Origin of the sequence: Campylobacter sp. CNRCH_2007_0968H, assembly GCF_025773245.1 — a bacterium.
Taxonomy (GTDB): Bacteria; Campylobacterota; Campylobacteria; order Campylobacterales; family Campylobacteraceae; genus Campylobacter_D; species Campylobacter_D lari_D.
Genome location: NZ_JAKMTQ010000012.1, coordinates 20787 through 42479, shown reverse-complemented (window position 1 = coordinate 42479; position 21693 = coordinate 20787). Strand labels below are relative to the sequence as shown.

The following is a 21693-nucleotide window of genomic DNA, read 5'->3' as shown; positions in this document are numbered from 1 at the left end:
TTTATGAAAGGAAATAATGAAAAATTATTGCTTGTCAGTTTGTGTTGCTAGTCTTTTGGTCTGTAATGCTTTATCACAAGAAGTTTTATTAGATAGCTCTATAGTGAGTGCTTCGGGATTTTCTCAAGATATCAAAGAAGCTCCTGCTACTATAAATGTGATTGGTAAAAAAGATTTAGAGAGTAAGCCTTATAGAGATGTTGCTGAAGCTATTGCTGATATTCCTGGTGTAGATTTATTTGCTAGTAAGGGAAAAACTGGATCTTATAATATCACCATGAGAGGTATTACCGGATATACTTTAGTTTTGATTGATGGGCGTCGTCAAGGGATAGGTGGAGAAGTAGGACCTAATGGTTTTAATGAGATTTCAAATTCATTTTTACCTCCAATTTCTAGCATAGAAAGAATAGAAGTGATAAAAGGACCAATGAGTACTTTATATGGTTCTGAAGCTTTAGGTGGTGTTGTAAATATCATCACAAAAAAAGTAAGCGATAAATGGGAAACATCAGTTAGTTTAGATAGTATTTTTAATGCACATAAAGAATGGGGCAATACTTATGGCACAAGTATATATTCAAGTGGCCCATTGATGAATGATCGTCTAGGATTAACCTTACGTTTTAGAGAGTTTTATAGGGAACAATCTAATGTTGAATTTAGTAATGGAAGTGGACAAAGAGTGCAAGGTGATCAGGCTCAAAGTCCTACAAAAGCTAATAATTTTAGTTTAGGAACTAGGTTAAATTACTTAGTAGATGATTATAATACCTTGATATTTGATATTGATTTTTCAAGAAATCACTATGATAATAAAAAAGGCCAACTAGGCACATTAACAAAACCAACAGATAAAAATGATGGCTCTTTAACAGGTGGTTATACAGACACTATGCAAGTGGATAAGTTGGTAACTTATTTAAGTCATGAGGGTGTGTATGAAGATTTTTCGATTACTTCTACCTTGCAGTATAACCGTGTAAGTAACGATGGGCGTGAGGTGGTTGGCCAGGCAAATCAGTCATTTTTAGGGCAAAATAGAGATATAGTTGCTGAAGATATTATCGTAGATACAAGATCAGTTATTCCTTTAGGTCAAAGTCATATTTTAAGCGTGGGTGGTGAATATAGACTTGAAAAAATGCAAGATAAAATCGCTAATCCTACGAATTTTGATCAGTATTTATTAGCTCTTTTTGCAGAAGATGAGTATAGTATAAGAGATGATTTAAGATTTACTTTTGGTGCAAGATATAATTATCATGAAATTTTTGGAAATAATATTTCACCAAGGGCTTATTTGGTTTATAATCCTACTAGTGAGCTTACTCTAAAAGGTGGTGTTTCAACGGGCTTTAGAACTCCATATGCTAATAGATTGATAGCTGGTGCTTATAATTATAGTGGACAAGGTAAGTATCCTATGTATGGAAATCCGAATTTAAAAGAAGAAACATCGCTTAATTATGAATTAGCTGCTGTTTATAATAATGACTTATTTTATATTTCAGCTACTGGGTTTTTGACAAATTTTAAAGATAAAATTTCTAGTCAAAAATTCGACAAAGATAGTATGATTTCGGGTATTGGAAAATGTGAAGCTGATACATGCTATCAGGCGATTAATCATGGCAAGGTTGAGTATAGAGGCATAGAACTTGGAGCTGGGATTACTCCTATAGAGCATTTAAATTTAGATCTAGCTTATACTTATCTTGATAGTGAAATTAAAGATGCGCAAGATAAAACCATGATAGGAAAACCAGAAATTGATAGTCTAAAACACAATATCATGCTAAAAGCAAGTTATAATATCTTTAGTAAATTCACTCCATGGATAAAAGGCGAATGGCAAATAGATCGTTATATGGGTGATACAAATATTAATAGAGAGTATTATCAAGATGTCTTTTTAGCTTCTATGGGTGTGCGTTATGATATTAATAAAAAATGGAATATTAATGCGGCAATTTATAATCTTTTTGATAAAAGTTTTACAAATGATTGGGAGTCTTATAAAAACAAAGGTGAAGATACTTGGGTAAATACTTATAATCGCATAGAAGAAGGAAGAAGAATTTATATTTCAATCAACGGCAGTTTTTAATTTTGTATAGTTGGGGAGCCAAAGAGCTTATTGAGAGCTTCTTTGGTTTCGTCTTTAGGATCGTATTTTTTAGCATCTTTTTTAAAATTTTCAAAATGTTCATTTAAATTCGGAGTACTTTTTATTTCTTGTTTTATAGGAGTTTTGAATATATCTTGTAATTTTTGGGTATCTATAGTTTCTATTTTTTGAATTTTAATTTGTGTTTTTTCTCCAAAAAGTTCATGAAGCAAGACTTTGATTAATTTAAAGCCATTGTTTAGGATTTTTCTATCATCATCTTTAGCATGTGAGCTAATACTTAAAATATCATCTTCAAAGGAAATAAACTGCGTAGTTTTTTTGAAAACTTCAGCTAAATCATAATCTCTTTTGTAAATAGCTTTTAACAAACTTTCATAAGGATTAAGTTTTTCTTCTTTAATTGTTTGTATAGAAAGAATTTCTTGTTGTTTTGGGTTTGGTGTGTTATCTTGTTTTGGACTTTTGCTGTAAATAGCTTCATCAATACTTTTTAGATAAGTTGCTTCTATAAGCATGAAAGCCATAACACAAAGTACAAAACTATCATCATCGCTAGAATTTAACATAGTCTTAGCGCGCGAAAGAATTCTAAAAAATCTTTCGTAAATTAACATAGAAAAAAGATTGTTTTTGGCAAAAAATGCTTCTTTTAAAAAAAATATCATCTCATCGATGACATTACTTGCCTCGTAATCTTCAAATTCTTTTAAAAACTCAAGAACTTTATCTTTATCGCTAGCTAAAATGGCTTGATAAAATTCTTCAATTTTAGATGGATCTAAAAAGCCTAGCATCGCAGTAATTTTTTGTGTTTGTATATGATTTTGACAATATACTATGGCTTGATCTAATAAAGTTAGAGTATCTCTTAAAGATCCGTTTCCACTTCTTGCTATGAGTTTTAAAGCTTCTTTTTCATAATTGATATTTTCTTTTTCTAAAATCCACTCAAGATGATTTAAAATATCGTGGATAGAAATTTGCTTAAATCTAAAATGCTGTGTTCTTGAAAGAACCGTAGCAGGAAGTTTTAAAGGGTCAGTTGTTGCTAGTATAAATTTTACATAGCTTGGTGGTTCTTCCAAGGTTTTAAGCAAGGCATTTGCTGCTTGTGGGGTAAGCATATGCACTTCATCGATAATAAAAATTTTAAACCTAGCTAAAGATGGAGCGTATTTAACTTGCTCGATAAGCTCTTGAATATCTTCTAAGCTTCTATGGCTTGCAGCATCCATTTCTATAATGTCTATATTAGAGCCACTGAGTGAAGATAAACATTGAGAACATTCTCCACAAGGGTTAGCACTTGGTCCTTTTTCGCATACTAGGGCTCTTGAAAAAATTCTTGCACTTGAAGTTTTTCCACTTCCGCGTAATCCTGAAAATAAATAAGCATGTGCTAAGCGGTTATTTTCAAGAGCATATTTTAAGCTTGTAGAAACAGTATTTTGTCCTACAAGCTCATTGAAATTTTTTGGTCTGTATTTAACAGCAAGAGCTTGGAGCATTACTACTCATTCATGATGGATAACAACTCTTCATTGCTTTTGGTTTTTAGCATTTTAGAGTATAAGAATTTTAAAGCTTCTATATCATCCATTTGTGAAATAGCTGATCTAATCGCCCAAATTTTTTGAAGTTTTTCAACACCTTGGAGTAATTCTTCTTTTCTAGTGCCTGATTTTATGATGTTAATTGCAGGGTAAATTCTTCTGTCTGAAATATTTCTATCAAGAACGATTTCGCTATTTCCTGTTCCTTTAAATTCTTCAAAAATCACTTCATCCATTCTTGAGCCTGTTTCTATCAAAGCAGTTGCTATAATGGTTAATGAGCCACCATGCTCTATATTTCTAGCTGCACCAAAAAAGCGTTTTGGCTTATGCAAGGCATTTGCATCAACCCCACCACTTAAAACTTTACCACTGCTTGGTGTGGCAGTGTTATAAGCTCTTGCTAATCTTGTAATAGAATCAAGTAATATAATAACATCTTTACCTGTTTCTACCATCCTTTTTGCTTTTTCTATAACAAGCTCAGCCACTCTAACATGATTATAAGCGGGTAAGTCAAAAGTAGAGCTAAAAACTTCACCTTTGACACATCTTTGCATATCTGTAACTTCTTCAGGACGCTCATCTACTAAAAGTACAATCAAATGAGCCTCTGGATGATTTTTAGCAATAGCGGTAGCTAGTTCTTTCATTAACTCAGTTTTACCAGTTCTTGGAGGTGCTACTATTAAGCTTCTTTGACCTTTTCCTATAGGGGCAAATAAATCAAGCATTCTGCCTGTTAATTTTAAAGGATCATATTCTAATTTGATTTTTTCAGTTGGAAAAATTGGAGTAAGATTGTCAAATAAAGGTCTTTCTCTAGCTTCTTTTAATGGAAGATAGTTGATTGCTTCAATTTTTAATAAAGCATAGTATTTTTCTTGATCTTTTGGCTCTCTAACTTGACCAGTAACTATATCTCCTACACGCAGAGCAAATTTGCGAATTTGTGAGTTTGATACATAAGCATCATTTACACTATCGCTTAAATTTGAGTCCATTCCACGCAAGAATCCATAACCTTCAGGCGAAATTTCTAAAATTCCTGTAAAGAGTATAAAGCCACCTTTTTTGGTTTGTGCTTTTAGAATTTCAAAAATAAGATCTTGTCTTCTAAATTCTCTTGGATTTTCTATTTCTGCTTCATTTGCTATTTTTACTAAGCTTTCTAAATCAAGCAACTTTAAATCTTCTATTTTATAACCTTCAACAGGAATGTGTGTTCTTTGGTGTTGTTTCTTTTCTTTTGTATTTTCCATATATCCTCATAAAATGTAGAAAATGTAGTTTTTGTTTTAGTTTATTCAAAAAAGATTTTATTAAAAAAAATACTTTTTTGTCAAATTTTGGAAATTATAATATAGCTTTGTAAATAATTTTTAAAATTGAAAGTTTGAAAAAATGATAAAATATTGTAAAAACTTATAAAGAAAGTATAAAATGAGATGTAAGCATTGCCAATTAAGCTTTAAACAAGAACAAATGATAGAAAAAAATGGAAATTATTTTTGTTGTAAAGGCTGTGAAAGTGTATATGAAATTTTACAAGAGAATAATTTGGAGGAATTTTATGAAAAACTTGGTAATCAAACTTTAACCCCAGTAACAATAGAATATAGTATTAAAGACTATGAAAAATACATACAAAAAACAAAAGAAGGTTTTAGTGAGGTTTTTTTGCTAATAGAAGAAATTCATTGTGCAGCCTGTGTTTGGCTTAATGAAAAAATTCTCATTAAAAGCGAAGGAGTGATAGAGGTTGATATTAATTCTATTACCCATAAAGCTAGAATTGTTTTTGATGAAAAAAGTATTAATCTAGTAAAAATTATCCAAAATATAGAAAGTATAGGCTATAAGGCTAGTGTGTATTTACCTACAAAAAATGAACAAAGAGCAACTCAAACCAAAAGAGATTTTTATGCGAAATTAATAGTTGCTATAGCTTGCGTAATGAATATTATGTGGATATCTGTAGCTAAATATGCTGGGTTTTTTAGTGGTATGGAAGCTGATATTAAAGATATTTTACATTTTGCTGAATTTTTACTTTGTACTCCTGTACTTTTTTACACAGGCTCGATTTTTTATAAAAATGCCTATTATGCTTTGAAATTTAAAAGTGTTAATATGGACACTTTGGTAATTAGTGGAGCAAGTTTAGCTTATATATATTCAGTGTGGGCAATGTTTTCAAGAGCTTCACAGGTATATTTTGACTCTGTGGCGATGATTATTTGTTTTGTTTTTATAGGAAAGTATTTAGAGCTTTTAAGTAAGAAAAAAGCCCTTGATACGCTCGATCATTTGAGATCATTTTTAGGTAATGAAGTAAGGGTATTAAAAAATGAAAAAATAGAAAATATTGATGTAGAAGAGGTGCAAATAGGAGATATTATAGAGTTAAAAGAAGGTGATAGGGTTTTAATAGATGGAGTGTGTATTAGTGGTAATATTAGTTTAGATATGTCTAGTTTAAGCGGAGAGAGCTTACCACTTGATGTGCAAAAAGATGATATGATTTATTCTGCTTCTTTGGTTTTAAGCGGGAATGCTTTATATAAAGCAAACACACTTTATAAGGATTCTAAATTAGCTAGGATTATTAATTTACTTGAAAACTCTAGTTCAAAAAAAGCCAAAATAGAAAAAATGGTACAGCAAGTAAGTAAGTATTTTTCACCTATTATCTTAACTTGTGCTTTGCTTTGCTTTGCTTTTACTTTTTTTGTACTAAATTTGGGTTTTGAAGAGGCTATGATACGCATGGTTTCTGTGCTAATCATAGCTTGTCCATGCGCTTTGGCTTTGGCTACTCCGGTGAGTTCTTTAGTAGCAATTAGTGCTGGTTTGAAAGAAAAAATTTTATTCAAAGAAGCAGGTGTTGTGGAGGATTTGAGTAAGTGTAATGTGGCTGTATTTGATAAAACAGGGGTTTTAACAAAGGCTAGTTTAGAAGTTAAAAAAAGCTTTTTGGATGAGAGGTTAGATAAAAATGAGTTATTAAATTTCTTACACCTGACTAACCACCCAGTGGCTAAAAGCATTTTGAAATTTTTAGATGAAAAAATTGATAGCAGAATAGAATTTGAAAAAGTTCAAAATTTTCAAGCAAGAGGTTATAAAGCCTTTTTGGGTAAAGATGAATTTTTGGGAGGAAATGAGAAATTTTTCAAAGAAAATCATATGCAAGTACAAGAATTTCAAACTACGCATTTTATATTTGCTAAAAATAAAACTATATTAGCAGTTTTTGAATTAGAAGATAGTATGAGAGAAAGCTCTGAAGAGTTGATCGAATTTATGAAAGAATGCAAAATGCAAATTTATATGTTAAGTGGTGATAATTTATCTGCTGTGAGTAAGGTAGCTGAAAAATTAAAAATAAATCATTTCAAAGCTTCATGTATGCCAGAAGATAAAATGCAAATAATAGCTAACTTAAATCAAACAGGTAAGGTTTTAATGGTAGGAGATGGGGTAAATGATGCTTTAGCACTTTCTTATGCAGGTGTTGGGGTTTCTTTAAAAGAAGGTTCTGAGCTTGCTATGGAAAATAGTGATATTATATTGTTAAAAAACGACTTAAAAAGCTTGCAAAAGGCTATACAAATAGCTAAAAAAACTTATCAAATTATTAAACAAAATTTAGCTTTTTCTTTATTTTATAATGCCTTGAGCATGCCTTTAGCTTTTTTTGGTTTGATTAATCCTTTAATTGCAGCTTTGTCAATGTCTTTTAGTAGTATAATAGTGATTTTAAATGCTTTAAGGATTAAAAAATGAATGGTGTTTTAATAATGATGATAGGTGTTTCTATGGTTGCTTTATTTTTGGCAATTTGTGCTTTACTTTGGGGGATCAAAAATAAGCAATTTGACGATGATTATAAATTTACTATTTTAAATGATAGCGAAGAAGCTTTAAACGATGCAGTGATTTTGGAAAAAAGAAAAAAAGAAGCTTTGGAAAAGAAAAATCAAGAAAAACAGCCATAAAGGCTGTCAAATTATTTTTTTAAGCTCTCGATGTATTCTTCAATTGCTTTAAAATCTGCTTCTGTTAAACCTTTAAGGTTAATCTTCATGATTGCACCTTGGCCATAAGCATTTCTTTTACCTGCTGCATAATCTTTCATGTATTGTAATCTTTCAGCTGCAGTTAAAGTATTTAAAGCAGGAACTTTATTAAGATAAACTTTATCTGCTTTAGCACCATGACATACTGCACATTTTTTATAAAGTGTAGCACCATCCGCAGCAAAAGCTGAAACACTAAGACATGCCAAAGCTGATAAAACAAGTAGCTTTTTCATTGTATCACTCCTATATAAATTGAAAATAAAATGTTTTTAATTATATGCTTTTTTTATTTAAAGTCGCTTAAAAAACTTTTTTACTTGATAAATTATAAAATCTTAAAAAAAATTCATTATAATTTTTTCATGAAAACAAAGGCGTTATTTTTAGATAGAGATGGGATTGTTAATATAGATAAAAAATATGTTCATAAGATTAGTGATTTTGAATTTTGTGATGGTATTTTTGAACTTTGTGAATTTTTTCAAAAGCAAAATTTTTTAATTTTTGTAGCTACTAATCAATCAGGTATTGCAAGGGCTTATTATAGTGAAAAAGATTTTGAAATTTTAAGCTCGTATATGCTAGGTGAGTTTTTGAAAAAAGGCATTAAAATAGAAAAAATTTATCACTGCCCACATTTAGAAAATTGTGAATGTCGTAAGCCAAAACCTGGCATGCTTTTAAAAGCACAAAAAGAATTTTATATAGATTTTTCACAATCTTTTTTTATAGGGGATAATTTAAGTGATATGCAAGCTGGAATCAATGCTGGTATAAAAAATCTATTTTTGATTAATGAAAATTATAATGATAATAAAAACTATAAGGTCTTTAAAAATTTAAAAGAACTTTTGTATTATTTAAAGGATAGGAAATGAAAATTGTGATAACAGGTGGAGCAGGTTTTATAGGCTCTGCTCTTGCTCTAGAACTTCAGGATAAACATGAGGTTTTGATTGTGGATAAAATGCGATCAAGTGCTACTTTTGAAAATGGAAATTTAGAAAGTTTTGGTCATTTTAAGAATATTTTAGATTTTGAAGGTGAGCTTTATGTGGGCGATATTAATGATGAAAAAACTTTAAAAGTTATAAAAGCTTTTAAACCTGATGTGATCTTTCATAAGGCCGCAATTTCAGATACAACTGTTTATGATCAAAACAAAGTTTTAAAGACCAATTTAAACACTTTTAAAGATTTTATAGAACTTGCTTTGGAACTTAATGCAAAATTAATCTATGCAAGTTCAGCCTCAGTTTATGGAGATGCTCCAAGCCCGCAAACTGTAAATTTAAGTGAAGCCCCTAAAAACCCTTATGCATTTTCAAAATTAATGATGGATAAATTAGCAAAAAAATACTTTAATAAAATGCATATAGTTGGGCTTAGATATTTTAATGTATATGGCAAGGGAGAATTTTTTAAAAATAGCACTGCTTCTATGATTTTGCAATTTGGACATCAAATTTTAGCGGGTAAAAGTCCGCGTTTGTTTGAAGGAAGTGATCAAATTTATCGTGATTTTGTGTATATTAAAGATGTTGTGAGTGCAAATTTAAAAGCTTTAGAAGCAAAAAGTGGAATTTATAATGTAGCTACAGGTAAAGCAAGAACTTTTCAAGATATAGTAGATATTTTGCAAAAAGAATTAAACACTAATTATCCTTGTGAGTATATTCCTAATCCTTACAAAAATTCTTATCAATTCCATACTCAAGCAAAATTAGATGAGAGTTTTTCATATAAAGCTAAATTTAGTCTTGAAGAGGGTGTAAAAGATTATTTAGATGAGATCAAAAGGCTTTATGAAAAGGAAGTAAATGTTTGATTTTTTAAGTTCTAAAAAGCCAAAAATTTTAGTTGTCGGGGATTTTATGGTGGATCATTATATATGGTGTGATTGCACTAGAATTTCTCCAGAAGCTCCTGTAATGGTGATGAAATCACAAAAAGAAGATAAAAGACTAGGTGGAGCTGGTAATGTATATGCAAATTTAAAAAGTCTTGGTGCTGAGGTTTTTGCTCTAGGACTTGTGGGTGATGATGAGAGTGGGAAGTTTTTAAAAGAGAATTTAAATGCAAAATTATTAGTAGAAAAGAATAGAAAAACCCCTCTTAAGAGTAGAGTTTTATCACATTCTCAGCAAGTTTTAAGACTTGATGATGAGAATGATTTTGATACTAAATTAGAAGATGAAATTATCCAAGAGTATAAAACAATCGCAAAAGATTATGATGCGATTGTTTTGAGTGATTATGCCAAAGGGATTTTAACTTCAAAAGTAACAAAAGCTTTGATAGAGCATGCAAATACTTTAAATTTACCTATTTTGATTGATCCAAAAGGAAGTGATTTTAGTAAATATCAAAATGCAACCTTGCTAACTCCAAATAAAAAAGAAGCTATTCAAGCTTTGGGTGTAGAAAAAATTGATAATTTAGAAAAAGCTTTGAAAAAATTAAAAGATGATTTAAATTTAGCTTATTCTATTATAACTTTATCTGAAGAAGGAATAGCACTTTTTGATGAGAAATTACATATTATTCCCGCAAAAGCTTTGGAAGTTTATGATGTAACAGGAGCTGGAGATAGTGTTATAGCTATGCTTGCTTATGCTTTAGCCTTAAAAGTTGATATCGTAAAAGCATGTGAGTTAGCAAATGATGCAGCAGCTGTTGTGGTAGCAAAAGTAGGAAGTGTGAGTGTAAGTTTAGAAGAGATTAAAAATCTAAAAAAAGCTTCTTTTGAAGATAAAATTAAAAGCAAAGAAGAGCTTGTGAAGTTGATACAAAATCAAAAAGTAGTTTTTACCAATGGATGTTTTGATATTATGCATTATGGTCATATAAAATACCTTGAAAAAGCTAAAAAACTAGGAGATATCTTAGTTGTAGGTTTAAATTCAGATGAAAGCGTAAAAAGACTAAAAGGAAACTCAAGACCTATAAATTTAGAATTCCAACGCGCATGTATGCTTGCGAGTATGTATTTTGTAGATTATGTAGTGATTTTTAATGATGATACTCCTTATGAACTGATAGAGTTTTTAAAGCCTGATGTGCTAGTTAAAGGAGCTGATTATAAAGGCAAGGAAGTAGTGGGTTCAAATTTAGTAAAAAAAGTAGAATTAATTGACTTTGAAGATGGATTTAGTACTACTAATATAATTAATAGGATTGCAAATGATAAATAAAATTGAAAAGGAATTTATTCAACATCAAAAAACTTTAGAGCAAAGTTTGAATTTAAAAGAGCAAATTGCTACGGTTGCTCAAGAATTAAAAGTGTGCTTGAAAAGTGGTGGGAAAATTTTAATTTGTGGAAATGGTGGAAGTGCTGCAGATAGCCAACATTTTGCAGCTGAACTTAGTGGAAGATATAAAAAAGAAAGAAAGGCTTTAGCTGCTATTGCTCTAAGCACTGATACTTCTGCTTTAAGTGCTATAGGAAATGACTATGGTTTTGAATTTGTTTTTTCAAGACAAGCAATAATGATGTATTGATTGGAATTTCTACTAGTGGAAAAAGCCCAAATGTGATCAAAGCTTTTGAAAAGGCCAAAGAAATTGGCACTAAATGTATAGGGCTTAGTGGAAAAGGTGGTGGAGCGATGAATGCATTATGTGAGCATAATATAGTCGTCCCAAGTGATGATACGACCAGAATTCAAGAAATGCATATTTTAATCATACACTGCTTGTGTGATCTAATAGAAGAAGAATATTAAGTTTGGGTTATTTTCCCAAACTTAAATAATATTCAATTTGATCTTTTTGTAAAATTCTAATTAAATTTGTACTTCCTGCAACACCTACTGGAAATCCTGCAGTAAGAGTGTAAACCCCATCTTTTTTCATAAGGCCTTTTTCAACTCCAAGTTTTACAGAATTGCTTAAAAGTTCTGTTAAATTTTCATGCTTTTCTATCAATATAGCAGGTTGAACTCCCCAGACTATACTTAAAAAATTTAAAGCTTTTTTAGAATGAGTAATAGCTATGATATCCATTTTTGGACGATACCTTGCTGTTTTAACCGCAGAAGCACCACTGCTTGTAATGGTAAAAATTGCATTTGCATTTAAATCAGTAGCTAATTGTGTGCTTGATTTGGCAATGATATCAGTTTCGTTAAAGCATTTAAAATTTTCAAATTTTTCATAAGGATAGTTTTTTTCTGTTTCAATGATAGTTTGAGTCATAATATCAACTGCATTTGCCGGATCAATCCCCACCGCACTTTCTTCGCTAAGCATAACCGCATCAGTGCCATCAAGTACAGCATTAGCAACATCTGAAATTTCAGCTCTTGTGGCAGTTTTTGATTTTGCAAGCGAAAAAAGCATTTGAGTGGCAGTGATTACAGGTTTATTGGCCTCATTAGCTTTTTTAATGATGAGTTTTTGTATATTTGGTACTCTATAATAAGGCACTTCAATGCCTAAATCTCCTCTTGCTACCATTATACCATCGCTACTATTTATAATTTCATCGATATTTTCAACAGCATCAAATTTTTCTATTTTTGCAAAAATAGCAATTTTGGCATTATTTTCATCAAGTATTTTTTTAACTTCATCAATATCATGAGCATTTTGCACAAAAGATATAGCTAAAAAATCAACATCGTTTTTAATGCCCCATGCAAGATCATCTTTATCTTTTTGAGTTATAACATCGATATTGATTTTTGTATTTGGAAAATTAATTCCTTTATTTGAACTAAGCACCCCGCTATTTTCTACTTGGGTTTGGATAAAATCTTTTTCAACTTGTATAACTTTAGTTTTAATAGAGCCATCACAAAGATAGATGTATTCTTCCACTTTTAGCATAGAAAGAATTTCGGGATGATTAATACAGACTTTATAATGTTCATTAGAAAGTTTTTCTCCTTCAAAAGTATCCTTGTAAAAGTCTAGTCTATCTCCACTTTTTAGCTCAAAAGCTTCTGGAATTTTTAAGGTTCTAATTTTTGGCCCGCTAATATCTTGTAAAATTCCAATCCTTGCATTAAGTTCAGCTGCTACTTTTCTAATGGTGGCTAGATTTTGACTATGATATTCATGAGTTCCATGTGAGAAATTTAAGCGAAAAACATTCACTCCATTAATAATCATTTGTCTTATTGTAGTTTCATTTTCACTTGCTGGCCCAATTGTTGCGACTATTTTTGTTTTTTTTAACATTTCCTATCCTTTTTATAGCAGTTCACTAGTAAATAAATCTTCATTAAAATTAGCACCCAAATATTGACAAATAAGTTTTGCATCTCTATAACCATTACCAAGACAACTCGTAGCACCTGGGCTTGGTGTCATATTAAAAATTATACCCGGAATTTCAGTGATGCTAGCCTCTCCAAGCATTAATTCTCCTGCTTTTTTATCAAGCACTTGAGGTCGCACTCCTCCAAAATTTTTAGCATAGTAAATATCATCTGTTTTTAAACTAGGAACTATTTTTTTAGCATCTTTTACAAAAAGTTTTTTGTTGATATAAGGAATTTCAAATAAATAATTATAAAGAATATAATTTCTAATAGTAGAATCTTTAAAAAGATTAAAACAAATTTTAATTACATTCATATCAAGATTAAGTGTTTTAAAAAATTCAGGTAAAGATTTAAAGCCATGGTATCTTTCTAGCATAGGAATAACTAAAGCAGTAGGACCAAAACGGGTGTTCATGTTAGTTAGTAAATCAGGATCGCCATGTAGTGCAGCAAATGGGAGTTTTGGATTTTGCACCATATAAACCTTACCATTTAAAATTTTTCTTTTTGCCATGTAAAAACTTCCTGCAACAGGAAAGCAAGATTTGTCTAAACCTATACCCATTTTATGTGCTAAAAATAATGAGTGTGCGCCTGCATTGACGATAATGGATTTTGCACTATATTCTTTAAAATCTCTTGTTTTTATATAAAAAATATCATCTTTTTTTTCTATAAACACAACTTCTTGATTGTAAGCAACATGAGTATCTTTACCTTGTTTACAAGCTTGCTCTATGAGATTTTGACTCATAAGTCCAAAATCTACTGTGGTATAAATTTCACCTTCTTCTACACCCATAGCTACTATATTATCCGCCCTATCATTGACACCATCTTCACCTAAAACAACATTTGGTTCTATTTGTTTGATTTCATTTTTTGTGTAAAATTTAATATAAGGATATAATTCTTTAAATTCTTCATATCTATTTTTCATATATTCACATTCTTTTTCCCCAACTGCAAGTGCAAGTTTTTGGTGTGAATACATGAATTTATTTTGTGCATTTTGCAAGAGCCCATATTTTACAATCATATCTGCTGTTTTTTTAACTTTTTTTGCTTTTTCCAAGGTATAGTTAGTTTCTATATCACCGCAGTGGATGGTTTGTGAATTACTTGTGCTGTGACTATTTAATGTTGCAGCGTTATTGTATTTTTCTAATAATGCAATACTTTTAATATCAGTATATCTTGCTAATTCGTAAAATGCTGCAGCACCAGAAATCCCACCGCCAATCACCACGGCATCAAAGTGTTTTCGATCCATTATCATCAATTCCTTTTGTGTATGTTTGATTTTGCTAATAATATCAAAATATAGTTGTTTTGAGTTTAAATAAAGCTTATAATTGAAAAGCCAAAGATATGGTTAATCTTTTAAAGTATAAAATTTTCACAAACAGCTTTTTTCATACCTCTAAAAATCAAAAATTTATCATAAATTGCATAATCAAAAAAATTTGCAAGAAATTGCCCATCGCCACCTGTGAAATATAACTTTTTATCATATGCACTATCTTTTATAAGTAAATATATACTTTTAAAAACTCCATAACTTAAGGCATCAATAGTTCTTTGGGGAAAGGCATCAAAGTTTATTTGAGTGTTAAGTTCGTGTTTTAAGCGAGAAGAAATACTAGCAAAAGATTTTTTGTAGCTTTCAATACCAGGCAGGATAAATCCTCCAAGATGGATTGAATTTGAAACAATATCCACAGTTATTGCAGAGCCAGCATCAACTACTACCCCATCTTCTATGGTATAGCAAGCTGCTATTCTATCAACTCCTAAATTCTTATAAATAGTATCAAAATTAAAATATGGAGCAAGGTTAATAAATAAAGGATTTTGCTTTAATCTTTGCTCTAAATTTGGATTAACATTGATGTAAAACACTTTTTGTGTCGGCTCATACTGTAAAAATTGCTCTATGCTCATAGAATGAAATTTTTGCTCATTTAAAAAACTTGCAGTTGTATTGCCAATATCACACAAAAGCATAATTTTGAATTCCTTTGGTGAATAAATATTCTTTTGCTTTTGAGCAAATTAGAGACTGATGAAAAATAAAATGATTTTTAAATTTTAAATTTAAAATTTGACTTATGTTTTGAAAAATATTTTCAAATTCTAAACCATCTTTTTTTAAAATCTTACTTTTTGCAAAAGAAAATAAAAATAAACAATATTGTTTTTTTGTATTTTCTCCATAAAAGCAAATTAGTTTTTTCTTTTTGCTAAAAGCATGGATATCTAAAGAATTAATATTTTTTAAAATAATTCCATGTTTAATAAGAATATCGCTTAGTTCTTGATTCATCTTAATTTAATTGTAAAACTTTATTGTGATAGAAAAATTTACCATTAGCCATAAAACTTTTTTTATCAATAGCTTCATTTAATTTATATACGGTAAAATCTTTCAGATTTGTATTTAATTTAATTAAATAGCCAGTTTTTTCAAATATATACAAAGAATCATTATATAATGTGCTTTTGGAAAATAAAGCAAATTGAAATTTTATTTCATCAATTTTTCTAAGATTATAATCATTTTTGATAACTCTTCCATCTTTTGTTAATATAAAAATTTCTTTATCGTTAATATTTACTTCTTTGATGTTTTCGTTTAAGTATAAAGTTCTATTTGGTGTTACAACGATGATTTTTTGTGCTGTTGCGGCAACCATTGTATTGTTTTTAACATGAAGATAGATGATATTATTAAAAAATTCTTCACTACTTACTAAAATTTCTTTACTAACTTTTAGTGTACTTTTGTTAAGTATGGCTAATTTTCCATTAAGCATAGGGTATATGATAATGGTATTTAAAAAATAAGGATTAGCATAGCGACTATCTTGAGCATAAGCAGTGCCTAAATTTTGTAGCATTCTTATACCAAGATTTTTATTAGCATACACTAAAGTATTACTTGCTAAAATCAAAGCTATATCATCCCCATCTACATTAGCACTTACTACACTTTCGTTAAATTTATGAGAAAATAATTCTTCACCTTGTAAATTTAAAATTTTAAAATTCCCATCATTATCAGCTATAAGAATTTCTTCTTGACGGATATTTAAAATATTATAGTTTTTATCTATTTTTAAAGCAGTAATATTTCCTTTATTGTCTATGAAAGTATTATTGTTTAACTGAGCAATATTGTTGTTAAAATTAACTATTTTTCCATTAATATTTTTAGAATTATAAGGAAGTTGTTCTAGTTGTGTTGGTTGATAGTATTCCCTTTTAGTGCCACAAGCACTAAAAAATATTAAAGTAATAATAAATAAATAAAAATGCTTCATTTTATTCCTTGATAGTGTTTTAAGCTTGTGATGATTTGCCATAAAGGAGAATTTATAGGTATTTTATTAAATTCAACATCTGCGTTTTTAAAATCATTTTGTTTTAAAAATTCAAAACCTATTAATAGAGTATTATAATCTTTTAGAAAATCTGATTTTTGATTGTTTTGGGCAAGCACTATTTGTTTTAACAAGGGATCTATATTAAGACTCAAGGTTTGATTAAGATCTTGATTATTTTGACCCATAATATATATGGTGTATAAATTTACATTTTTTTGCTTTAATTCCTCAATTAATTTTTGATCTGAAGGATTTTTTAACAGATTATTAAAAATGATATTACTTTCTTGGATATTTTTTTCTTGTTTTATATTATAAATATAACTTCCACTAAAATAAAGAACTAAAAGAGCAATAAGAGCAATAAAATAATATTTGTATTTTCTTATAAAGCGTTCTGATTTGATAAAATTTTCCATCATTTGCTCTTGAGAGCTTAATTCTTCTTTTACTGCTTTTAAATTTTCTTTTAAAGCCATATTTTTCCTTTATTAATATAAAAAATGTTATTTTGTAATTTTAAAGTCTATAATTGTAACATATAAAAATGAAAAAATAAATTATTTTATGTTATAATTTTCAATCTAAACCAAAGAGTTTTATAAAATTAAAATTAAGGTAAATGATGCAAATTGATGATAAATTATTAACTAAACTTGAAAAGCTAAGTGCTCTAAAAATAGCAGATGAAAAAAGACAAGAACTAGAAGAGCAATTAAGCCAAATTGTTAATTTTGTGGAAAAATTAGATGAATTAAAACTTGATGATATAGAAGCCATGACTAGCACAACAAATGGTGGAACCTTATTGAGAAATGATGAGAGTAAAAAATCTGATGTGATAGATACGATAAGTAAGCATGCTCCAAATTCTCAAGATGGATTTTTTATAGTCCCTAAAATAATTGAATAAAATATTTGGAGTTTAGCGTATATGGAAAATTTTTCGTGGTTTGATGTTTTTGTTTTAGGTTTGACTGTAATTTTAGGCTTAAAAGGCTTGGTGAGTGGCTTATTTAAAGAAATTTTTGGTTTATTGGGTATAGTTGGTGGGGTTTTACTTGCTTCAAGATATGCTAAAGAGGTAGCAGAGATTATCAATAATAATTTTTATGCAATTGAAAATGAAAATCTTGCTATTTTTGCAGGTTTTTTAGTTTTGTTAATCGTGATATGGATAGCATGTATGGCCTTGGGAAATATATTATCAAAAATGTTTAGCATGAGTGGTCTTGGTTTTATAGATCGTATAGGTGGATTTTTATTTGGAAGTGCTAAAATATTTTTAATTTTTGCAATTTTAGTTGCTTGTATTAATAATATAGAATTTTTAAATTCAAGTTTAGAAAAATATGCAAACAATAGTCATACTTTAAATTTACTTAGAAAAACAGGTGAATTTATAATGAATACTGATTTTACTCAAAATAGTTTAGAAAAAATAGAAGAAAGAATTAAAGATTCTAATATAAGTCTAAATTCGGAGGTAAATAATGCAAATTGAAAATATAGAATATGATGTTTTACTTGAGCGCTTTAAGAAGACACTTAAGGATAATGGCTTAAAATATACCAAACAAAGAGAAGTGCTTTTGAAAACTTTATATAATAGTGATATGCATTATACCCCAGAAAGTTTGTATGTGGAAATCAAGCAAAAAAATCCTGAATTAAATGTAGGAATCGCTACAGTTTATAGAACTTTAAATTTATTAGAAGAATCAGGTATGGCTACTTCTATATCTTTTGGAGCTTCAGGGAAGAAATTTGAACTCGCAAATAAACCCCATCATGATCATTTAATTTGTAAAAGTTGTGGAGAAATAGTTGAATTTGAAAATTCTATTATCGAACAGCAACAAATGTTAATAGCAAAAGAATATAATTTTAAATTAACAGGGCATTTAATGCAACTTTATGGGTTATGTCCGCAATGTAGTAAAAAATAAAGGTAAAATTAATGTTTGATAATATTTTAGAACAACAAAAAATTCAAAAAGCGCAAGAATTAAAAAAGCTAGGAATTAATCCATATCCACATTTTTTGAAAAAAGAAATGAGTATAGTTGAATATAAAAATAAATTTGCATACATTAAAGATACGGAAAATCAGCGTGATGAAAAAGTATATGGAGTGTTAGCAGGAAGATTAAAACTTCTTAGAATAGCTGGTAAATCGGTATTTGCCAATATAGAAGATGAGCAAGATAATATTCAAATTTATTTTAATCAAGATATTTTAGGAGAAGAATATTTTGCTATTTTAAAAAAATATCTTGAAGCAGGAGATATTGTTTTGGTTAAAGGTTTTCCTTTTATGACTAAAACAGGAGAATTTAGTCTTCATGTAGAGCAAATTCAAATAGCTACAAAAGCCATAGTGCCTTTACCGGAAAAATATCATGGACTGACAGATATTGAGCAAAGATATAGAAAAAGATATCTTGATATGATTATGAATAGTGAAGTAAGAAAAGATTTTATTTTGCGTTCTAAAATTGTTTCTTACATTAGGTCTTTTTTTGATAATAAAGGATTTTTAGAGGTTGAAACACCAATGATGCATCCTATTGCAGGAGGAGCAAATGCAAAGCCTTTTGTGACTTATCATAATGCTTTAGGTGTGGAAAGATTTTTAAGAATTGCTCCAGAATTATACCTAAAGCGTTTGATTGTAGGTGGTTTTGAGGCAGTTTATGAGATTAATAGGTGTTTTAGAAATGAAGGAATGGATTTAACACATAATCCTGAATTTACTACAATCGAGTTTTATTGGGCTTATCACAATTATCATGATTTAATGGACTTAACAGAAGAGCTTTTTGCTATGCTTTTGGATAAATTAAATTTAGGTAAAAAGCTCGAATTTGATGAAAAAATAATTGATTTTTCTAAACCATTTGAAAGAATTACTTATAAAGATGCTTTGAAAAAATATGGCGGTTTAGATGATGAGCTTATTAATAATAAAGAATTAATCTTAGAAAAATTAAAAAAAGATGGCTTTGAAGTCAATGAAAAATTAGAATTAGGTCATTTGCAAGCTGAACTTTTTGATAATTATGTTGAAGATAAGTTGATTAATCCCACTTTTGTAATAGATTTTCCTGTTTCTATAAGTCCTTTGTCTAGAAGGAGTGACAAGGATAAGGATATTGCTGAAAGATTTGAATTGTTTATCGCGGGTAGAGAGATTGCTAATGGATTTAATGAGCTTAATGATCCGCTAGATCAATATGAGAGATTCTTAAAGCAAATTGAAGCTAAAAATGCAGGTGATGAGGAAGCATGCGAAATGGATGAAGATTTTGTTAATGCATTGGGCTATGCTATGGCACCAACTGCAGGTCAAGGTATAGGAATAGATAGGCTAGTTATGCTTTTAATTAATAAAAAATCAATTCGTGATGTAGTGCTTTTCCCAGCTATGAGGCCACTTAAAAATGAGGTAAAAGGAGAGTAAATGTTGGAAAATTTTGATAAAGAAATTTTTGATTTAACCCAAAAGGAGCTAGCAAGACAATGTGATGGTCTTGAAATGATAGCGAGTGAGAATTTCACTATACCAGAAGTAATGGAAGTAATGGGGAGTATTTTAACAAATAAATATGCAGAAGGCTATCCTGGTAAAAGATATTATGGTGGATGCGAATTTGTTGATGAAATTGAGACAATTGCTATAGAAAGATGTAAAAAACTTTTTAATTGTAATTTTGCCAATGTACAGCCTAATTCAGGTTCTCAAGCAAATCAAGGTGTATACATGGCATTGTTAAATCCTGGTGATAGAATTTTGGGTATGGATTTAAGTCACGGAGGACATTTAACTCACGGTTCTAAAGTAAGTTCTTCTGGAAAAGTTTATGAAAGTTTTTTTTATGGGGTAGAGCTTGATGGGAGAATTAATTATGATAAAGTTAGAGAGATAGCAAAAGAAGTTAAGCCAAAACTTATTGTTTGTGGTGCTAGTGCTTATCCTAGAGTGATTGATTTTGCTAAATTTAGAGAAATAGCAGATGAGGTTGGCGCATATTTATTTGCTGATGTTGCGCATATTGCAGGATTGGTTGTAGCAGGTGAGCATCCTAGCCCGTTTCCCTATGCTCATGTTGTAAGCTCTACAACACATAAAACTTTAAGAGGTCCAAGAGGCGGGATTATTATGAGTAACGATGAAGAAATTGCCAAAAAAATCAATTCTGCAATTTTTCCGGGTATTCAAGGTGGTCCATTAATGCATGTAATTGCCGCCAAAGCTGTTGGATTTAAATATAACTTAAGTGATGAGTGGAAAATTTATGCTAAGCAAATCATTAAAAATACTGCTACCTTGGCTCAAGTTCTAATAGATAGAAAATATGATTTAGTTAGCGGTGGTACTGATAATCATTTAATTTTATTAAGCTTTTTAAATAAAGATTTTAGTGGTAAAGATGCAGATTTAGCTTTAGAAAGAGCAGGTATTACAGCAAATAAAAATACGGTTCCAGGGGAAACTAGAAGTCCATTTGTAACGAGTGGTTTAAGACTTGGAACAGCAGCTTTAACAGCAAGAGGTTTTAAAGAGGAGCAAATTGCTATTGTTGCAAATTATATAGCTGATATTTTAGATGATATACAAAATACAAAACTACAAGAAGAGATTAAAGTTAAACTGAAAAATTTGGCAAGTAATTTTATTATTTATGAAAGGGCTTTATTTTGATTACAACTATGGATTTGGCTTTAATTAAAATGGTTACAAGCCATTATTATATTAAGCGTAATGCTATAATTAACAAATATGAGCATAAAGGTAGAATTTTTTTTGATAAATTCGAAAAAGTAAATGCTCCTTTGACAGCTAATGTTATACAAGAACATATGGAAAAAAAGATTATTGTAGCACACTCTTTGATTAATAGTTTTGATAAGGTTGAAAATATTGTATTTGATTACAATGGTTTTAACGCAGAGCGTTTTTGGCATAGAGCACAGCTTGTTTTAAGGGAAGAAGGTTTTATAAATTTTACTGCCTATAAAACAAGAACTAATAATCATTTGCATTTGTATATCCATAAAGGACATACTACTTTTAATGAAGCATGCTCTTTGGGATCAAAATTATCTTTGCTTTTTTCTCAAAAAATGCCTGTAGAGTGGAAAGTTTTTCCTAGTATGGATATACCTAAGGAATTTAATATTTTAACTTTACCTTATGAGGTTTATCAAAAAGAGCGTGGCGCTTCTTGGTCTAAACATATGTAATTTTTGAAAGGATGA

General features: G+C 29.5%; 21 protein-coding genes and 1 pseudogene. 13 read left to right on the top strand and 9 right to left on the bottom strand.

The features are described 5' to 3' along the window. Positions 1–16: 16 nt before the first annotated feature. Positions 17–2110, top strand: a complete 2094-nt coding sequence (locus L8Y18_RS07090; protein WP_263676552.1) for a TonB-dependent receptor domain-containing protein — start codon at positions 17–19, stop codon at positions 2108–2110. Here the strand turns inward: L8Y18_RS07090 and L8Y18_RS07085 are convergent. Continuing rightward, complete coding sequence (locus tag L8Y18_RS07085) at positions 2107–3642, bottom strand: DNA polymerase III subunit gamma/tau (protein ID WP_263659792.1); 1536 nt, start codon at positions 3640–3642, stop codon at positions 2107–2109. The two genes, L8Y18_RS07090 and L8Y18_RS07085, sit on opposite strands and share 4 nt — an antisense overlap. Positions 3643–3644: 2 nt before the next feature. After that, positions 3645–4949, bottom strand: coding sequence for a transcription termination factor Rho (gene rho, locus L8Y18_RS07080; RefSeq protein ID WP_039617780.1), 1305 nt, complete (start codon positions 4947–4949; stop codon positions 3645–3647). Positions 4950–5130: 181 nt separating this feature from the next. Here rho and L8Y18_RS07075 point away from each other — a divergent pair, with 181 nt between their 5' ends. Continuing rightward, positions 5131–7476 (top strand): heavy metal translocating P-type ATPase, encoded by a 2346-nt coding sequence (locus L8Y18_RS07075; RefSeq protein WP_263666813.1) that lies wholly within the window; start codon positions 5131–5133, stop codon positions 7474–7476. Next, positions 7473–7688, top strand: a complete 216-nt coding sequence (ccoS, locus tag L8Y18_RS07070) for a cbb3-type cytochrome oxidase assembly protein CcoS (RefSeq protein WP_263666814.1) — start codon at positions 7473–7475, stop codon at positions 7686–7688. The genes L8Y18_RS07075 and ccoS overlap by 4 nt, the downstream gene beginning before the upstream one ends. An 11-nt stretch (positions 7689–7699) precedes the next feature. Here ccoS and L8Y18_RS07065 read toward each other — a convergent pair whose 3' ends face one another. Beyond that, the gene (locus tag L8Y18_RS07065; RefSeq protein WP_133319851.1) at positions 7700–8005 is read right to left on the bottom strand and encodes a c-type cytochrome; all 306 of its coding nucleotides are present in this window, start codon (positions 8003–8005) and stop codon (positions 7700–7702) included. Positions 8006–8035: 30 nt separating this feature from the next. Between L8Y18_RS07065 and L8Y18_RS07060 the strand changes: the two genes are divergently transcribed. From L8Y18_RS07060 to L8Y18_RS07045, 4 genes and pseudogenes are all read left to right on the top strand, one after another. After that, a complete protein-coding gene (locus tag L8Y18_RS07060) occupies positions 8036–8650 on the top strand; it encodes a D-glycero-alpha-D-manno-heptose-1,7-bisphosphate 7-phosphatase (RefSeq protein ID WP_412175475.1) in 615 nt (204 codons plus the stop codon). Next, positions 8647–9600, top strand: a complete 954-nt coding sequence (rfaD, locus tag L8Y18_RS07055) for an ADP-glyceromanno-heptose 6-epimerase (RefSeq protein WP_263660762.1) — start codon at positions 8647–8649, stop codon at positions 9598–9600. Before L8Y18_RS07060 ends, rfaD begins: the two co-directional genes overlap by 4 nt. After that, positions 9593–10966 carry a D-glycero-beta-D-manno-heptose-7-phosphate kinase gene (rfaE1, locus tag L8Y18_RS07050; RefSeq protein WP_263660761.1) on the top strand — a complete coding sequence of 458 codons (1374 nt, stop codon included), beginning with the start codon at positions 9593–9595 and terminating at the stop codon, positions 10964–10966. Before rfaD ends, rfaE1 begins: the two co-directional genes overlap by 8 nt. Further along, a pseudogene (locus L8Y18_RS07045) lies at positions 10956–11500 on the top strand (D-sedoheptulose 7-phosphate isomerase). The gene rfaE1 and the pseudogene L8Y18_RS07045 overlap by 11 nt, the downstream one beginning before the upstream one ends. Positions 11501–11507: 7 nt before the next feature. On the opposite strand, the gene pyk reads toward L8Y18_RS07045, so the two are convergent. The 6 genes from pyk to L8Y18_RS07015 all read right to left on the bottom strand — a co-directional run bounded on the left by pyk (position 11508) and on the right by L8Y18_RS07015 (position 16910). Then, the gene (pyk, locus tag L8Y18_RS07040) at positions 11508–12959 is read right to left on the bottom strand and encodes a pyruvate kinase (RefSeq protein WP_263676551.1); all 1452 of its coding nucleotides are present in this window, start codon (positions 12957–12959) and stop codon (positions 11508–11510) included. 12 nt (positions 12960–12971) lie between these two features. After that, entirely contained in the window at positions 12972–14318 is a 1347-nt protein-coding gene (locus tag L8Y18_RS07035) for an FAD-dependent oxidoreductase (RefSeq protein WP_263660760.1), read from the bottom strand. Positions 14319–14428: 110 nt separating this feature from the next. After that, on the bottom strand, positions 14429–15052 hold the full coding sequence (locus L8Y18_RS07030; protein ID WP_133319858.1) for a type III pantothenate kinase: 624 nt from the start codon (positions 15050–15052) through the stop codon (positions 14429–14431). Further along, positions 15039–15371, bottom strand: a complete 333-nt coding sequence (locus L8Y18_RS07025) for a hypothetical protein (RefSeq protein ID WP_263660759.1) — start codon at positions 15369–15371, stop codon at positions 15039–15041. Before L8Y18_RS07025 ends, L8Y18_RS07030 begins: the two co-directional genes overlap by 14 nt. A 1-nt stretch (position 15372) precedes the next feature. Next, positions 15373–16368 (bottom strand): hypothetical protein, encoded by a 996-nt coding sequence (locus L8Y18_RS07020; RefSeq protein WP_263665034.1) that lies wholly within the window; start codon positions 16366–16368, stop codon positions 15373–15375. Continuing rightward, positions 16365–16910, bottom strand: coding sequence for a hypothetical protein (locus tag L8Y18_RS07015; protein ID WP_263665033.1), 546 nt, complete (start codon positions 16908–16910; stop codon positions 16365–16367). Before L8Y18_RS07015 ends, L8Y18_RS07020 begins: the two co-directional genes overlap by 4 nt. Positions 16911–17056: 146 nt before the next feature. Here L8Y18_RS07015 and gatC point away from each other — a divergent pair, with 146 nt between their 5' ends. The 6 genes from gatC to L8Y18_RS06985 are packed head-to-tail and all read left to right on the top strand — an operon-like array spanning position 17057 to position 21678. Then, positions 17057–17344 carry an Asp-tRNA(Asn)/Glu-tRNA(Gln) amidotransferase subunit GatC gene (gatC, locus tag L8Y18_RS07010; protein WP_133319862.1) on the top strand — a complete coding sequence of 96 codons (288 nt, stop codon included), beginning with the start codon at positions 17057–17059 and terminating at the stop codon, positions 17342–17344. A 21-nt stretch (positions 17345–17365) separates the two neighbouring features. Beyond that, a complete protein-coding gene (locus L8Y18_RS07005) occupies positions 17366–17935 on the top strand; it encodes a CvpA family protein (RefSeq protein WP_133319863.1) in 570 nt (189 codons plus the stop codon). Next, positions 17925–18380 carry a Fur family transcriptional regulator gene (locus L8Y18_RS07000; protein ID WP_043019516.1) on the top strand — a complete coding sequence of 152 codons (456 nt, stop codon included), beginning with the start codon at positions 17925–17927 and terminating at the stop codon, positions 18378–18380. Before L8Y18_RS07005 ends, L8Y18_RS07000 begins: the two co-directional genes overlap by 11 nt. Positions 18381–18391: 11 nt before the next feature. Further along, the gene (gene lysS / locus L8Y18_RS06995) at positions 18392–19894 is read left to right on the top strand and encodes a lysine--tRNA ligase (RefSeq protein WP_263665032.1); all 1503 of its coding nucleotides are present in this window, start codon (positions 18392–18394) and stop codon (positions 19892–19894) included. Next, complete coding sequence (locus L8Y18_RS06990; protein ID WP_133319865.1) at positions 19895–21136, top strand: serine hydroxymethyltransferase; 1242 nt, start codon at positions 19895–19897, stop codon at positions 21134–21136. After that, a complete protein-coding gene (locus tag L8Y18_RS06985) occupies positions 21133–21678 on the top strand; it encodes a DUF1882 domain-containing protein (RefSeq protein WP_133319866.1) in 546 nt (181 codons plus the stop codon). The genes L8Y18_RS06990 and L8Y18_RS06985 overlap by 4 nt, the downstream gene beginning before the upstream one ends. Positions 21679–21693 lie beyond the last annotated feature (15 nt).

Coding starts and splice junctions, on each gene's coding strand:
- L8Y18_RS07090 (WP_263676552.1), top strand. CDS start 17: ATGAAAAATTATTGCTTGTCAGTTTGTGTTGCTAGTCTTTTGGTCTGT.
- L8Y18_RS07085 (WP_263659792.1), bottom strand. CDS start 3,642: ATGCTCCAAGCTCTTGCTGTTAAATACAGACCAAAAAATTTCAATGAG.
- rho (WP_039617780.1), bottom strand. CDS start 4,949: ATGGAAAATACAAAAGAAAAGAAACAACACCAAAGAACACACATTCCT.
- L8Y18_RS07075 (WP_263666813.1), top strand. CDS start 5,131: ATGAGATGTAAGCATTGCCAATTAAGCTTTAAACAAGAACAAATGATA.
- ccoS (WP_263666814.1), top strand. CDS start 7,473: ATGAATGGTGTTTTAATAATGATGATAGGTGTTTCTATGGTTGCTTTA.
- L8Y18_RS07065 (WP_133319851.1), bottom strand. CDS start 8,005: ATGAAAAAGCTACTTGTTTTATCAGCTTTGGCATGTCTTAGTGTTTCA.
- L8Y18_RS07060 (WP_412175475.1), top strand. CDS start 8,036: ATGTTTTTAATTATATGCTTTTTTTATTTAAAGTCGCTTAAAAAACTT.
- rfaD (WP_263660762.1), top strand. CDS start 8,647: ATGAAAATTGTGATAACAGGTGGAGCAGGTTTTATAGGCTCTGCTCTT.
- rfaE1 (WP_263660761.1), top strand. CDS start 9,593: ATGTTTGATTTTTTAAGTTCTAAAAAGCCAAAAATTTTAGTTGTCGGG.
- pyk (WP_263676551.1), bottom strand. CDS start 12,959: ATGTTAAAAAAAACAAAAATAGTCGCAACAATTGGGCCAGCAAGTGAA.
- L8Y18_RS07035 (WP_263660760.1), bottom strand. CDS start 14,318: ATGGATCGAAAACACTTTGATGCCGTGGTGATTGGCGGTGGGATTTCT.
- L8Y18_RS07030 (WP_133319858.1), bottom strand. CDS start 15,052: ATGCTTTTGTGTGATATTGGCAATACAACTGCAAGTTTTTTAAATGAG.
- L8Y18_RS07025 (WP_263660759.1), bottom strand. CDS start 15,371: ATGAATCAAGAACTAAGCGATATTCTTATTAAACATGGAATTATTTTA.
- L8Y18_RS07020 (WP_263665034.1), bottom strand. CDS start 16,368: ATGAAGCATTTTTATTTATTTATTATTACTTTAATATTTTTTAGTGCT.
- L8Y18_RS07015 (WP_263665033.1), bottom strand. CDS start 16,910: ATGGCTTTAAAAGAAAATTTAAAAGCAGTAAAAGAAGAATTAAGCTCT.
- gatC (WP_133319862.1), top strand. CDS start 17,057: ATGCAAATTGATGATAAATTATTAACTAAACTTGAAAAGCTAAGTGCT.
- L8Y18_RS07005 (WP_133319863.1), top strand. CDS start 17,366: ATGGAAAATTTTTCGTGGTTTGATGTTTTTGTTTTAGGTTTGACTGTA.
- L8Y18_RS07000 (WP_043019516.1), top strand. CDS start 17,925: ATGCAAATTGAAAATATAGAATATGATGTTTTACTTGAGCGCTTTAAG.
- lysS (WP_263665032.1), top strand. CDS start 18,392: ATGTTTGATAATATTTTAGAACAACAAAAAATTCAAAAAGCGCAAGAA.
- L8Y18_RS06990 (WP_133319865.1), top strand. CDS start 19,895: ATGTTGGAAAATTTTGATAAAGAAATTTTTGATTTAACCCAAAAGGAG.